Here is a 13,896-nt window from a genome sequence, read left to right as displayed (position 1 = left end):
TCTATATTGAGACACAAAACATCGCTTCGCTCTGTTTCGGTCTGATAATTTGCAGTAGTTCCGCTTCGCTCACTACTACAAATGATCGTTTCCTCTTTCATCTACTGGTTAGAGTACTTATCTGTACTGATAGATAACTGTTGAAGTTGCTCTCAACTACGCTTCGCTCCGTCTTAGAAGTGCTGCCGCCCTCCGGTTGCCCGCTCGTGTAGAACTCGCCCACTACTCCCCCGATCCCTTACGAGTACTGTCAGTGCTATGGACAATAAAAAAGGGAGCATTAAGCTCCCTTTCTCTCTTCTAACAATTTTTCCAGAAGTAATCTTTTCTGGTCTTCATCCAGTCCGTACTTACCCGACATTTTGTTCACGTATTTTGCGATTTCTTCCAGAGTACGTTCTCTGGTACGCACCCATTTACGAGCTGCATCACGCACCTTTGCAGGCAACTGAGAGGCAGGACGCCCGGCACGGTTTACCACCGCATCGATCCCAGCATCAATGTACTCATAACTACCAGCACCCTTGATACTGTAAGCCTGGTTCTCATCAAATACGTAGAGCGTTACGCTACTACTGGATTGGTAGTTGCGTAGGTTGGTCCGGTACACGAACTGATTGATAGCCTCGTACTCGTACTGATGTACTACATCCCCATAGGTATGGCCCAGTACCGCCTCTATGTGCTTTGCCATTGCATCATCAACTTTCATTGAGACCATACAGGCCGCTACGGTGTGATCTTGTAGATGGTTCATACCTCGTTGACATGGTGTAATGTACCTGCCAGTAATGTTCCAGTACTGCTTATACGCTTCATTACACGTCCATAGTACTGGCCCGCTCTCCCTTGCATTGATGTACTCACCGATACGGGACATCATGTTATTAGGTTTATCCCTCTCTGCCTTAAGACGGGTACTACTGAGAGTATTATTTTTCGCAAAGTACTTAACGGTTAAACGCTGGTTGTTCGTATGGTTAGGTACTAGTTCATGTTTGTACTCTTCAAAAAGATGGCAGTACTTTTTATAGATTAGAGAATTTTCAAAATCATTAGCAAAGTAGATTATCTCAACACCATTATTCACATAACGTTCCAGGTCATAATAGCCAATGATGAAAATGCGTTTACAGTTTTCGTCGCTAAACACTGAACTATTGATAACAATCTCATGATAGTACTTAAACCGCTCATAATTCTGTTTTATTTTATGAAGTACTTCAGAGCCAATGTCATCGTTAAGACTCGCGTAGACATAATTCCCATCATCAGATACTGAGGTAACATTGAACAGTTTTGCATATAAACGTGCTGGTAGTGACTCATCACTGGTATCAATCACGTCGCTCTGAAAAGCAAAATAATCTACACAGTCGTCCATGAATACACTCCATGACTTCATTAACTGTGGCTTGAGGCGGTAAAACATTTTATCCGTAATGAAAATCACTTTCTGACTCTTTTCAATAAGTTCATTATTGATGGACTCCAGTAAAGTTTCATGTGTTTCATGGTTCATGATTAGACCGAAACCTAAACTGTCACGGTATTGCTGCTGTAATTGCTTCGATGGCACTACAACAATGAAATGTTTTTCTGGGTTGTCATTGATAATTTTAATTATCATACGTGTTTTTCCTCCGCCGCATTGCAGAGAAACATAGTAGAGTTTTTTATAAATAGACATAGTTAGATCCTTCTATAGAGTTGATTAAAACCAGCGTCCGGCTGGTGATATAAAGGCAGTACTGAAAAGTTCAGTACTGCCTTTCTTTTTACAGTTTCACTGTAATACGTTTATTTTGAATATCAGATTTCAGTACTGCAATTCGTGCCTGAAGTGCGTCAATGATTTCTGGTAATGGAAATGGTTCAGTTTTATATCTCGCAATTACCAATTCGATAGCCACGATTTTCGCAGATTGCCACGCCCTGTGAGCCTCTGCCTCAGTCGGATACCATTTCTGGACTCGCTTCCTTCCTAACTGGCTACAAGCCGACATATATCGGTCATTTTTACTGTCGTAGGTTACTCCCAGTGAGTACCGCCCACGTGACGCAGCTTTATCAGTAAACAGTGAGTTTACATAATTGGGAACATAACGAACTGCGTCCGGGGAATATTGCCGATTTCCTGGAATCAGGATATCCTTATCGGCCTCATATCCTTTACGGTGATTTATTAACCACCACTTGAGATAGTTTGAAAATTTCAACCACTCATCACTCACTGTGACACCAATGTACGATGGATTCCTTATATGGAACTTCACTGAATATGCTCTTGATAGTTTACCCCTCCAACTCAAATATGCTTCTGGAAAATCTTTTCTTCCATTTGGTACATCATTTATGCCATGTCCGGCAACTAATTTACTCTGTTTCATTTTCACATCCCTGTGATTTAGTAGTCCATCCCCGCCCAATGGATGTTATATGCGGGAATATTCAGTACTGATCAGTCATTGATTCAGTACTGAATATCGGTTATTTGTTCGGGTTTGAATTTCCCTGAGTAATCATTACCTGATTTATGATGAGGGACACTGCCGACGATTTATTTTTTGCTCTGCCATTATCAATTAGAGATTGAATGTAATCGGCCTGCTGCTGAGTCACTCGAATCCCGATCATGATCTCTCGACTGAAATCATTTTTATTGCTCATATATTGCTCCATTGTCAGTTAACATTTCCTGTGAAAATGAGTTTAAATAAAACGGCTAATTAAAGCCGTTTTAGTACTAAACCACACAGAAGGATATAAACATTGTATCCGACGATTAAAAACCATTTCATAAATTATCGGATATTTTGTTCATTACGTTTTATTTATCAATTTTTCTCAAAACAGGCACGAAAAGAAACCCCGCCGAAACGGGGCAATCTCACCACCATAGGAGAAAATGGTCTACGGGCTGACCCGCCGTAAGAGGTTTATCAATGAGTAAAAATATTATACCGTATGAATCGAAATCATTTCATGTATTGTTATTTATTGTATTTATAATGTTAGTGATTAATTCGGTAGAGAAGATAATTATGAGGGCAACCATTAAGAACAATGCGGGCCACCCTAAAAGCATCATTGTCGTGATAAACACGATTAGAAATGCGAGTGTGAAAAACTGTGCGATAAACTCGATCATATCATTCTCCTAAGATATGTTTATTTATCATAGAAACAAAAAAGCGGCCCCAAAAGGCCGCCTTTATGAAATTATTTGTTGGGCCAGAACATCTTACCTTCTAGCTCTGGATAACCAGCTATTGTTAGCATACCAGTAGCTGTATCGTATAAACTATTATATAACTCACGAATTTTATGTAACCTTTCTGATGCCATGCTTAATCGTTCATCTTTAGTTACTGTCGGATGTAACGTTACGTTGTCTTTTTCTAAAGCATCATCAGCAAACTCGACATCAAAAATCCAATTCGGTTTGATTCCCGCACCTGCAAAGGTTAGTACTTCATCGCTACCAAAGCATTTAATCTTGATTGAAATACATGCATCTGTTTTGTCTACAATGACATACTCAACAATCGAACTGATGATTGATCGGATCTTTTGTCGCTTAGCATCTTTCATGTCATTAAATACATTCCAATGTATTAATTCCATGAACTCAACAATATTTACCTCAAAGGAACCTTTGCCGGAAAGAAGTTCTTTTCGCTCTTGTAATCTTTGAACTTCAAGGATCAAAGCATTACGCTCTTCATTTAAGCTATTAAGTTGAATTGCTAACTCTGTAACATTTGGGGCCAATGAGATAGTAGTAACGATATTATCAATACGAGTACCAAGTACTGATACTGCCGCCTGTTTAGTTTGGATAGCATTTTCAATGTCAGTCGTATCGCTACCATCGCGGCGGTTTTTATCCATGTAGCCTATAATCAATGCAATCATAGTACAGTGATCAACTAAAGGTGCAGTTATTGACCAACCATTACATTTTTTTTGCAAATGACTTCCATTAGTACAGATATATCGAGGCAGGCCGTGATTCATAAATGAGTGCATCGTACCGCCACACTTTCTGCATCTCAACAGAGATAATCCTGATAATAGTTTAATAGTATCAAGTTCATCTGTTTTTTTAGACTGATATTTGTTTTGTTTTCTCATCTCTTGAAGTTTTATGAACTCTGCCTCATCTTTACAAAGCCAGGGATAGTAATTATTGAGTTTGAAGGGTGGTTGCCCGTTCACTTTGATAGTACGTTCACCTATTAATGCCCTATTTTCTCTCATACGTTTCAGTACTTGATAATCCCATTCCCTACCATTCAAGCCGTCGGGATATTTACTATCTAAGTGACGCTTTACGCTGTACATACCCTGCCCCTCTAAGAAGAGATCAATCGCTTCGCGGGCAATATTCCAGTACTGACTATGCGGCCTTACAGCTTCGTATTGCGATCCAGAATCATCAATCCAAAACGGGTGTTTCCCCACCGACTTGATGTTCACAGGCAGCCCGTCAAGATGACGCTTAACGAGTGTCGTAACGTTACCAATCGTTCGGCTTGATTTTGTTTCAGATTCCTCATTTCCACGAATAAACATGAGGATAGAAATCATTAAATCCGTTGGGTTATTTCTGATGGATGCCTTGTTATAAACTTTTTTATCCATCCCCGTAACAATTGTTAAACCTAAGCCAATAATTTCGAGAAACAATCTAAGAGCTTCATCAACATCGTCCCGGCTTAGTCGATCTAGGTTTTCGCAGTAAAGCCACGAATCGGATGGAATCGCTGTACTTTTAACAGCGTCAATGAAATCCCCCAATTTTCCATCTCTATTCTTCCCTCTGAAGGCACTTACGCCCGGCTCGATGATCTCGACCATTTCCAGTTTATGTTCTTCAGCATAAGCCCTAGCTGCGGCAAGCTGACGCATCTTTGTTGTTCCCTGATTCTGACGGTCTGAAGACCAACGAATGTAGCTGTAAAGTTTGGGCATGATGTATACTCCGCGTTTTCCTGACAACGATTGTACAAAAAAATGGCTAAGATTGGATTTTTATCATTAGGATGCCCGAAAAACCTGGTGGATTCCGAACGCATTCTTACCGAACTGCGCACTGAGGGTTACGATGTGGTGCCGCGTTATGACGATGCCGATATGGTGATCGTTAACACCTGCGGCTTTATCGATAGCGCCGTGCAGGAGTCGCTGGAGGCGATTGGCGAAGCCCTGAATGAGAATGGCAAGGTGATTGTCACCGGCTGCCTGGGGGCAAAAGTGGATCAAATCCGCGAAGTGCACCCAAAGGTGCTGGAGATCACCGGTCCGCACAGCTATGAGCAGGTGCTGGAGCATGTGCACCACTACGTGCCGAAACCGAAGCACAACCCGTTCCTGAGCCTGGTGCCGGAACAGGGCGTCAAGCTGACCCCGCGCCACTACGCCTACCTGAAAATTTCCGAAGGCTGCAACCACCGCTGCACTTTCTGCATTATTCCGTCTATGCGCGGCGACCTCGATAGCCGTCCGATCGGCGACGTGCTGGCCGAGGCCAAACGTCTGGTTGATGCAGGCGTGAAGGAGCTGCTGGTGATCTCCCAGGACACCTCCGCCTACGGCGTTGACGTTAAGCACCGCACCGGCTTCTACAACGGCTCGCCGGTGAAAACCAGCATGGTTAGTCTGTGCGAAGAGCTGTCGAAGCTCGGCGTCTGGGTGCGTCTGCACTATGTCTACCCCTACCCGCATGTTGACGACGTCATCCCGCTGATGGCCGAAGGCAAGATCCTGCCCTATCTGGATATTCCGCTACAGCATGCCAGCCCGCGCATCCTTAAGCTGATGAAGCGTCCTGGCTCTGTCGATCGCCAGCTGGCCCGCATCAAACAGTGGCGTGAAGTCTGCCCTGAGCTTACCCTGCGCTCGACCTTTATCGTCGGCTTCCCGGGTGAAACCGAGGAAGATTTCCAGATGCTGCTCGACTTCCTCGTTGAAGCGCGTCTGGATCGCGTGGGCTGCTTCAAATACAGCCCGGTGGAAGGCGCGACCGCCAACGAGCTGCCGGATCAGGTGCCGGAAGAGGTAAAAGAGGCGCGCTGGAACCGCTTTATGCAGCTGCAGCAGCAGATCTCTGCCGAGCGTCTGCAGGAGAAAGTGGGCCGCGAGATCCTGGTGATTATCGATGAAGTCGATGAAGAGGGCGCGATTGGCCGCAGCATGGCCGATGCACCGGAGATCGACGGCGCGGTCTACCTCAACGGCGAAACCAACGTGAAGCCGGGTGACGTCGTCCGCGTGAAGGTCGAAAACGCCGACGAGTACGACCTGTGGGGTACCCGGGTTTAAGTCATACTACGCCCGGCGAGCGTTTCCCGCCGGGCGTTAGTTCTATTAATACTCAAACTGCCGATAGTAGCGGCGAATATCCAGACTGTGGCCGGTATAGTGCTCGAAGTGGGCCGCCAGCCGATCCACCAGCAGCGTTGATGCTACACAGGGGGCCAGGATACCGCGAAACGCGTCATCAATCCCGTCGAGCACATAATCCCGCGGATCGATAACCACCAGATGGTCAGTGATCTTCGCCGCAAAGCGCTCTACCCGCTCGTCCAGCGCCCGACATTTCCCCTCCCCTTTCACCAGAAATAGCGGAACCTCTTTCTCCAGCAGCTCCAGCGTGCCGTGGAAAAACTCAGCCGAGGTGACGGATTTCGTCCGCTTCCACTGCATCTCTTCCAGAATACACATCGAAAAGAGATAGACCTCGCCCCACATCTCCGCCCCACCAATCCACATCATATAGTCGCTGGTGTGGTATTTACGCGCTATTTCGTCCGCCTGCGGATCGAACTTTATTTTCGCCTGCAGCAGATTCTCCGGTAATAACTCCAGCTGGCTGGCAAACCGATCGTATTCGGCAAATTCACCCTGACGGTTAACCAGGCGGAAGAAGAACCAGTAGAGCAGCATATACTCATATTCCACGCCGTTTTTATGGCGCATCGGAATATGCCAGCCTGCCGCACTGGCCAGCGGGGAGTCGCTATTTTTAGTAATGGCCACCACCCGGATACCCTGAGCTTTACACCATTCGGCAAGCTCGACGGACTCTTTGGTATCACCGGATTTAGAGAGCGTCACCACTACAGAGCGTTTGGTTAATTTCTTATGCCCGGTATGAATTAATTCCGCCGCCTGCTCAAGGTAAACCGGCAGCGTGGTGATCTCTTTGGCAAAGACGTTAATAGCCATCATCGGGGCCAGAGAGCCGCCTACCGACGCAAAAAATAGCGCATCATATTCCTGCTGAAATATCTCATCAGCGGCCTGCTCGGCCTGTTTACGCGCAGCAACGATCTCACGAGCACTCGTCAGGTACTCGTCCTGATTAAAACCCAACATATTTTCTCTCCTGATTAATTAGATCTTACTTTTTAATACGCGGTCAAAGTCATCAAAAATACGCACCGACAGATCGATCCCTTTGGCACACGCCGTGCGCCAGGCCAGCACCTGCATCGGCACAATCAGCAGCAGCGCGGCGAGGTCGTGCGCCAGCGGGCAGTTGAGGGCCAGCGTCTGCGGATCCTGCTCACCGCTCAGGGTCACCAGCAAGGTCTGGTTTACCGCCGGGGCCATGTAGTCCCGCAGCGCCCGCAGCCGTTTATTCGCCGCATCCTCAATAAAAAACATCACGTGCTGGGCATTGGCCTCCAGATAGGGACCGTGCATGTAGGCCTCCAGCTCAAAACCGCTGGACGGGACGCGCACCGTTTCGGTGAACTTGGTTTCAAACTCTTTTGCCACGCCGGTCAGCGCCCCGTAGCCGATAGCCACAAAACGCGTCCCGCTGCGCAGGGTCTCCTGATGGCGGTCGAAAAATGCCTCCGTCTGGGCAATCGCCCCTGGAATAGCGGCGACAAGCTGGCCCAGCTCGTGCAGGGTGGCCTGCGCCTCCTGCTCCGTAATCTGCTTTTGCGCCCGGGCGAGGGTGAGGGCAATCAGCAGCAGGTTGAGCACCGTGGCGCTGAAGCCCCGAGTGACGAAGCCCACCTGCTCAATGCCGGTATTGATATCCAGCACGTAGTCACTGCCCCGGCCGATGGGGCTTTGCGGATCCGAGGTCAGGGCAAACACCGGCAGCCCCGCTGCCTGAACTTTCTCCATCGCCGCCAGCGTCGAGGCGCTCTTGCCGCTCTGGGAGACCGCAATCACCAGATCGGTGTGCGGATCGACGGTTTCATAGTGCACAAAGTTGTACGGCTCTTTGATCTCCACCCGCAGGCCGTAGCGCCGCTCAAAGAGATCCCTTGCACAGAGGGCGGCATTAAACGAGGAGCCGGTCGCCAGCAGCAGCAGGCGGCGCACCGGGCGCTCGCCGGCAAAGGCCTCAATCGCCGCCAGGCTATGCCGATGCTCGCGCAGGATCGTCTCCAGCGCCGCTGGCTCCTCTTCGATATAGGTCATCATGGTTGGTAACATCTTGGTAGGTAACATAGGTTTCTCCGGTTAAAACAGGCCAATCCACGAGCCGAAAATGCCAACCAGCGCCATCCCGCCGATAATGGTGAGCGGTTTTACCCTGCGGCCCAGCAGCCAGTAGACGATGCCGAAGCTGATGAGCGGCAGCAGGCAGGGCATGACGTTGTTGATAATGTCCTGCACCTCGGTCTTCGCCTCTCCCGCGCCAAAGCTGATGGGGATAGTGATATTGATCATCGAGGCGGTCATCGCCCCCACCACCATCAGCCCCATAATCGATGCGCCGTAGGTCAGGCTCTCCATCATGCCGCTCTGCTGAACGCGCTGAAGCACCCCGGTGCCGAGCACATAGCCCCAGCGGGTAAACAACCAGCGCACCAGAATGTGCGGAACGTTAAACACCAGCAGAAAGAGGATCGGCCCGAGAATACTGCCCTGCAGCGCCAGGCTGGTGCCGATCCCCGTCGCGATCAAGCGCAGCGTCCCCCAGAAAAAAGAGTCCCCTAATCCCGCCAGCGGCCCCATCAGTGACGCCTTCACGTTATCAATCGCCCCGGCATCGATGGTTTTCTGCTGGCTGTTCTTCTCCTCCATCGCCGTGGTGATCCCCAGCAGCAGGGTGACGATATGCGGCGTGGTATTGAAGAACACCAGGTGACGCTTCAGCGCGTTTTTCAGATCCTCTTTCTGCGGATAGAGCTTTTTCAGCACCGGAATAAGGGTGTAGACAAAGGCCAGGTTCATCTGCCGCTCATAGTTCCAGGAGAACTCCATCTGGAAGGAGCGCCAGAAGACGCGGCGCAGATCGCGGGCGGTGATCGCCTTCTCATCCTGCGCGTCAGGCAGGGTCTCTTCAGAAATCATCTTCGTCGTCATGGCTGACTCCTTGCTCTGTGGTGGCGCGAGGGGTGGTGAAGGCAGTAACGTTGACCATAATCACGGCCACGATAGCGCCGAGGATCGCAATGCCGGTGACCGGAATTTTCAGATAGGCCATCAGCACAAAGCCGAGGAAAAAGTAGGGTGCTACCTTTTTGTTAATCAGCAGCCGGGCCAGCATGGCAAAGCCCAGCGCCGGAATGATGCCCGTCGCCACGCTCAGGCCGTGCTTAATAAACTCCGGAATGGCGTCCAGCAGGGACTTCACCGCGCTGCTGCCCACCAGGAAGGAGACGGTCACCACCGTAGCTAGCATCAGCGACAGGCCGAACCCGGCGATCAGGTGCATCCGCTCTATGCCGCGCGTATCGGCCTCATCGGCATAGGCATCCGCCTTCTGGTTAAGCATCGGGATAAACATTCCGAGATAGACGTTTTTTAACACCAGCGTCAGGGTGGCGATGGGTAGCCCCAGCAGCAGCGCCGTTTCGGTCCCCGCGCCAGAGGTGATAGCGAACGCGACACCCAGCACGCCGCCGGTCACCACGTCCGGTGGAATGGATGCGCCCACCGAGAAGGAGCCGATAAAGGCCAGCTCCAGCGTCGCGCCCATGATAACGCCCGTCTGGACATCACCCAGTACCAGCCCGGTTAATAAGCCGGTGACAATGGGCCGGGAGATTAACGAGGTGCCCAGGGCATATTCCGACTGGGCGATAAACGCCACCAGCCCGAGTAAAAGTGCCTCTACCATAGTGGATCCTCAGGAATTACAAGCATTCCGTTATGAGCTGTTTGCGATCGTTGGGAACCTGGCGGATCTCAATTTCCACCCCCTGCCCCACCAGTTCATTGAGCCGGGTAATTTCGTCAGGCAGCAGATTCACCGCCTTCGAAATATTTCGGCTGCCCTCTTTCGCCTTTATTCCGCCGAGATTGATGCTTTTTATTTCCGGTATCTCCCGGGCCAAGCGCCAGGCATCCTCTACCGACTCCACGACGATAAAGAGCGTATATTTGTCGGTAACGCCGCTTTTAATTGCCTCAATGGAGTCAGCGATATTCTTAATAACCAGCTTCACCGACGGCGGCTTAGCCAGCTTGATGGTAGTCTTACGCAGTTCGTCATTGGGCACGCTGTCGTTGGCGATCAGAATGCAGTCTGCGCCGACATATTGCGTCCATGAGAACGCCACCTGGCCGTGCAGTAAACGATGGTCAACCCGCACTAACGTAATCATCCTGTTTCCTCCCTCTTAGAAATCTTTATCCGCCTGCATTGCGCTGGAGATGGTGTAATTACAGTATTGAATGCTCTCTCTGGAGCTTATTAACGCCTCCTCAATAAGCTTCCCGGTATCAGGCTCGTCGCTGGAAATAAGCAGATCGATCACCAGCGGTAAATTAAGCCCCGCCACCAGATGAAAGCGAGGACGTTGTAGAAAACGAACAAATTCGTTATTTACGCTGCCGGCGAAGATATCGGTGATCGCCACGATCTCCTCCTCGTCCGGTATCCGCTGCATTAGCTCCGTGACCTGCTCGGTTAAATCCCGCTGCTCCTCAACGTAGGCGCAGAGCGTCGAAATATCCGTCTGTTTACCGAGGATCAGCTCAACTGAGTCGAGCACGCCCCGGGCAAGGGTGCCATGGCTGGCAAAAATGTAGTGTCGTTTCATCCTGTCCTCGAAAATGCGTTCCACTGACAGAGATACTGCAACCGGCGTGCCACGAAAAAGTGGCGCACGATGAAATGCGCCATGAGAGGAGAGTGTGAGGATTAAAACTCTTGATCTTGCTGAATAAATTCCGTTTCCTGCGTCAGGATATTGTGGATGTAACAAAGTTCGACAGCGGGGATTTTGACACTATAACTGCTCTCAATGACACTAAAGGCCTGCTTAATATCGACCAGCTCGCTTTCCGGACACTGCCGTCCCGCATAGCTGCCAGGGGAGGCGTTACGGATCAGCCGCTCTATCAGGCAGCTGATGTGCACATAGAGCGCCACCTTTCGGTCATTGGCAATCTGGCATCCGGCCAGATGCTCGTAGCGCAGGACAAACTGCTCCACCTGATTAAGCACCTTGCTGGTGTCGAGAATAGTGACGGACTCAATCACCCGGCGCAGGGAGAAGTTCTTCAGCAGCAGATTGTTGATCTCATCTATCTGCTCTGGCGTAGCAATATCACCAAAAATACGCATCAGCTGGGCGTGACCGTCCCCGGCTATCAACGAATCCAGCGAGATCCACGGCACCGCAGGCAGGTTCGGGTCGAACGTGCCGACCACGGCCAGCATCTCATAGCGATTGAACGCCAGCGCACTCTCCTGACCGTTGCTGAGCGTATTGTAGTCACAGGCGATGACATCAATACCCAGCGTCTCCGGAATGCTGGCCTTCAGTAGCGTACAGAGATTGGTTGCCGCACCAAGGCCGGTGACGCAGGTGGTCAGGATCACCCGAGGACGGTTTGCCTGCGGCCAGAAGATCTGATGCTCAACCGGCAGGTCGCCACCGATCTGCTGAGCGATATCCTCGATCAGATCGCCGCGTAAAATCCGCTCGCCAACGTAGAGCGCCATGCTGGTAGAGACGTTATTGACAATCGCCACCGGCGTAGAGACCCGGCGCTGAAAATGGTGATGGATGGCGTTGAGCGATCCCATATCAACGAGGATCATCACCCCCGAGGCCTGGGTATTGCTTTCGATGTAGTCCATCACCTGGCGGGCAATGGCCTCCGGCGTGACGTCCAGCGGCATATCAAAGGATTCAAACAGATGATTTTTTAGCAGCCGATTGGCGACGTTAGCAATGCTGCTGGCGGTAGCATAGCCGTGGGCCAGAATAACGGCGCGGGTGACGTGCGGCTGGCCGACCGCGCCGGACTGATGCAGCCAGAGCACCAGCAGCAGAGCATCGATCCGCTGCGGTTCGATATCGAGCTTTTGCGCCAGCGCGTTGATCACGGCCTGGCAAAAACGGTAGAGCAGCGGGTACTTCTGGGCAAGAAAATCATCGAGGCTGCGGATCCGCTCCTGACTCAGGCGGGAGGGCGTACTCCGGGAGCGGTGCACCAGGTAGTGGCTTAGCGCGTAGATGCAGTTGCCGTTAAACTGAATGTTGAACTGCTTCTCCAGGCGGTAGAACTCCTCGCGCACCTGCTGGGTAGTCAGGAGCAGCATCGGCGAGTCAGTTGTGTCGCGGTTATCAAAAATGAGCCGGTCAAAAAGCCCCTCGATCGCCTCCCCCATGCGTTTACGCACCTCCTCCCAATCCGCGTGGCCGCTCATCCACTGCTCATAGAGCGCCAGCACCTGGCATTGGGCGTCGTAGATTACCCCCCGGGTGGGATCGCGGGAGCGCAGGAGCCACACCAGGCTGGTCTGCGGCTCGACGATCAGGTTCTCATCCGCCGTCAGCGGGTCGCCTGAGGCCGGGATCGCTGCGGCAATCTTCTCCGGCAGGTGCTGAATGCCCACCACCAGCTCCTCGCCGCCCCGCTGCTTCGCCCACGACGCCGCCACCGTGTACTTCACGGCGTTCTTCAGCTCGCCGACGTTGCCCCGGTAGACAAAGTGGTTCAGGACCTGCATCAGCCGGGGCGTTAACGCCAGACGCACCGCCAGCTTTTTCGCCTCCAGCCAGAAGAAGAGCAGGATCAGCGCCTCCTTCTCCTGCCGGGAGCGGCTTTGCAGATCGGGCAGCGTGACCAGAATCGGAATACGTCGCAAAAAGGTGGTTAAGAAGGTGCTGTGCAACTCCTCAGTGGTGGCGAAGATTAGCCGCGTTGAGACCGGGCGGCCCTGCGCCGTCTCACCGACCCGGTAGATCTCCTTGCGATCGAGCCAGGTAAAGAGCTTCTCCTGCCCCTCGGCGTTGAGCCGGTGCACCTCGTCGAGGAACAGCATGCCGCCGTTGGCCGCCTCAAAGGCCCCCTGGCGGTCCGTCTGCGCCCCGGTAAATGCCCCTTTGGCATAGCCGAACAGGTTGGCCGCCAGCAGCTCCGGGTTGCTGGCATACTGGGCGCAGTTAAAGCTGATGAAAGGTGCATCGTCCGCCAGCAGCCCTTCGGAGATAGCAAACTCATGCATCAGATTCGCCATGTAGCTTTTGCCGGTGCCGCTGTCGCCGGTAATCAGCAGCGGCAGGCCGCCATCCGGGTAAAAAAGCGCGGTTTTGAGCTGCTCAATGGGCTTTTTCAGGCTCTCATCGTGACCGATAAGCAGCGAAAAGTGATCGGGCCGCTCCGGCTCAGGTCCACCGTCGCCAAGCAGCTGGGCGACGCTCTCGTACTCGTTGGCGGCCAGGGGAAAGAACTGCTGGCTGAAGGTTTTCTTATGCAGAAAGTAGACGGGCCGGGTGTTAATTTTTACCAGCACGCCCTGGGCAACCAGCTGGTTAAGGTAATGGCTGGCGGTATTTCTTTTCAGCGAAAAGCGCTGCGCCAGATAGCTGGCGGTAAACACCTCGCTCAACTTCTCCGGATCAAAAAAGTCAGTTTGATTAGCCAGAAACGTCAGTAATTCATCACGCATTGCTTTCCCCT

Annotated in this window: 12 protein-coding genes; 1 reads left to right on the top strand and 11 read right to left on the bottom strand. The window is 51.2% G+C overall.

Going from position 1 to position 13,896, the window contains the following annotated elements:
• Positions 1–280: 280 nt before the first annotated feature.
• The 4 genes from RTN40_RS13955 to RTN40_RS13940 form a co-directional block, all read right to left on the bottom strand.
• Positions 281–1,690 carry a DEAD/DEAH box helicase family protein gene (locus RTN40_RS13955; RefSeq protein WP_312228978.1) on the bottom strand — a complete coding sequence of 470 codons (1,410 nt, stop codon included), beginning with the start codon at positions 1,688–1,690 and terminating at the stop codon, positions 281–283.
• Positions 1,691–1,778: 88 nt separating this feature from the next.
• Positions 1,779–2,390: a hypothetical protein gene (locus RTN40_RS13950; RefSeq protein WP_312228977.1), complete on the bottom strand. Its 612-nt coding sequence runs from the start codon at positions 2,388–2,390 to the stop codon at positions 1,779–1,781.
• Between the two features lie 100 nt (positions 2,391–2,490).
• Positions 2,491–2,670: a hypothetical protein gene (locus RTN40_RS13945; protein WP_312228976.1), complete on the bottom strand. Its 180-nt coding sequence runs from the start codon at positions 2,668–2,670 to the stop codon at positions 2,491–2,493.
• 552 nt (positions 2,671–3,222) lie between these two features.
• Positions 3,223–4,977: a recombinase family protein gene (locus RTN40_RS13940; protein WP_312228975.1), complete on the bottom strand. Its 1,755-nt coding sequence runs from the start codon at positions 4,975–4,977 to the stop codon at positions 3,223–3,225.
• Between the two features lie 42 nt (positions 4,978–5,019).
• Between RTN40_RS13940 and rimO the strand changes: the two genes are divergently transcribed.
• Complete coding sequence (rimO, locus tag RTN40_RS13935; protein WP_312228974.1) at positions 5,020–6,327, top strand: 30S ribosomal protein S12 methylthiotransferase RimO; 1,308 nt, start codon at positions 5,020–5,022, stop codon at positions 6,325–6,327.
• Between the two features lie 45 nt (positions 6,328–6,372).
• Here rimO and RTN40_RS13930 read toward each other — a convergent pair whose 3' ends face one another.
• From RTN40_RS13930 to RTN40_RS13900, 7 genes are all read right to left on the bottom strand, one after another.
• A complete protein-coding gene (locus RTN40_RS13930; protein WP_312228973.1) occupies positions 6,373–7,383 on the bottom strand; it encodes an SIS domain-containing protein in 1,011 nt (336 codons plus the stop codon).
• An 18-nt stretch (positions 7,384–7,401) separates the two neighbouring features.
• Positions 7,402–8,463 carry an SIS domain-containing protein gene (locus RTN40_RS13925; protein WP_312229167.1) on the bottom strand — a complete coding sequence of 354 codons (1,062 nt, stop codon included), beginning with the start codon at positions 8,461–8,463 and terminating at the stop codon, positions 7,402–7,404.
• A 27-nt stretch (positions 8,464–8,490) separates the two neighbouring features.
• Entirely contained in the window at positions 8,491–9,339 is an 849-nt protein-coding gene (locus RTN40_RS13920) for a PTS system mannose/fructose/sorbose family transporter subunit IID (protein ID WP_312228972.1), read from the bottom strand.
• Positions 9,317–10,096 carry a PTS mannose/fructose/sorbose/N-acetylgalactosamine transporter subunit IIC gene (locus tag RTN40_RS13915; protein ID WP_312210302.1) on the bottom strand — a complete coding sequence of 260 codons (780 nt, stop codon included), beginning with the start codon at positions 10,094–10,096 and terminating at the stop codon, positions 9,317–9,319. Before RTN40_RS13915 ends, RTN40_RS13920 begins: the two co-directional genes overlap by 23 nt.
• 16 nt (positions 10,097–10,112) lie before the next feature.
• The gene (locus RTN40_RS13910; protein WP_042395417.1) at positions 10,113–10,583 is read right to left on the bottom strand and encodes a PTS sugar transporter subunit IIB; all 471 of its coding nucleotides are present in this window, start codon (positions 10,581–10,583) and stop codon (positions 10,113–10,115) included.
• 15 nt (positions 10,584–10,598) lie between these two features.
• On the bottom strand, positions 10,599–11,021 hold the full coding sequence (locus RTN40_RS13905; RefSeq protein WP_312228971.1) for a PTS sugar transporter subunit IIA: 423 nt from the start codon (positions 11,019–11,021) through the stop codon (positions 10,599–10,601).
• A gap of 101 nt (positions 11,022–11,122) precedes the next feature.
• Entirely contained in the window at positions 11,123–13,885 is a 2,763-nt protein-coding gene (locus RTN40_RS13900; protein ID WP_312228970.1) for a sigma 54-interacting transcriptional regulator, read from the bottom strand.
• Between the last annotated feature and the right edge of the window lie 11 nt (positions 13,886–13,896).

Source organism: Pseudescherichia sp., assembly GCF_031987975.1.
Lineage (GTDB): Bacteria > Pseudomonadota > Gammaproteobacteria > Enterobacterales > Enterobacteriaceae > Pseudescherichia.
This window is presented reverse-complemented; position numbering and strand designations above follow the sequence as displayed.

Excerpts from the sequence above, each read along its gene's own strand:
- RTN40_RS13920 (WP_312228972.1), bottom strand. The coding sequence starts at position 9,339 with ATGACGACGAAGATGATTTCTGAAGAGACCCTGCCTGACGCGCAGGAT.
- rimO (WP_312228974.1), top strand. The coding sequence starts at position 5,020 with ATGGCTAAGATTGGATTTTTATCATTAGGATGCCCGAAAAACCTGGTG.
- RTN40_RS13955 (WP_312228978.1), bottom strand. The coding sequence starts at position 1,690 with ATGTCTATTTATAAAAAACTCTACTATGTTTCTCTGCAATGCGGCGGA.
- RTN40_RS13940 (WP_312228975.1), bottom strand. The coding sequence starts at position 4,977 with ATGCCCAAACTTTACAGCTACATTCGTTGGTCTTCAGACCGTCAGAAT.
- RTN40_RS13915 (WP_312210302.1), bottom strand. The coding sequence starts at position 10,096 with ATGGTAGAGGCACTTTTACTCGGGCTGGTGGCGTTTATCGCCCAGTCG.
- RTN40_RS13900 (WP_312228970.1), bottom strand. The coding sequence starts at position 13,885 with ATGCGTGATGAATTACTGACGTTTCTGGCTAATCAAACTGACTTTTTT.
- RTN40_RS13930 (WP_312228973.1), bottom strand. The coding sequence starts at position 7,383 with ATGTTGGGTTTTAATCAGGACGAGTACCTGACGAGTGCTCGTGAGATC.
- RTN40_RS13905 (WP_312228971.1), bottom strand. The coding sequence starts at position 11,021 with ATGAAACGACACTACATTTTTGCCAGCCATGGCACCCTTGCCCGGGGC.
- RTN40_RS13925 (WP_312229167.1), bottom strand. The coding sequence starts at position 8,463 with ATGTTACCAACCATGATGACCTATATCGAAGAGGAGCCAGCGGCGCTG.
- RTN40_RS13910 (WP_042395417.1), bottom strand. The coding sequence starts at position 10,583 with ATGATTACGTTAGTGCGGGTTGACCATCGTTTACTGCACGGCCAGGTG.
- RTN40_RS13945 (WP_312228976.1), bottom strand. The coding sequence starts at position 2,670 with ATGAGCAATAAAAATGATTTCAGTCGAGAGATCATGATCGGGATTCGA.
- RTN40_RS13950 (WP_312228977.1), bottom strand. The coding sequence starts at position 2,390 with ATGAAACAGAGTAAATTAGTTGCCGGACATGGCATAAATGATGTACCA.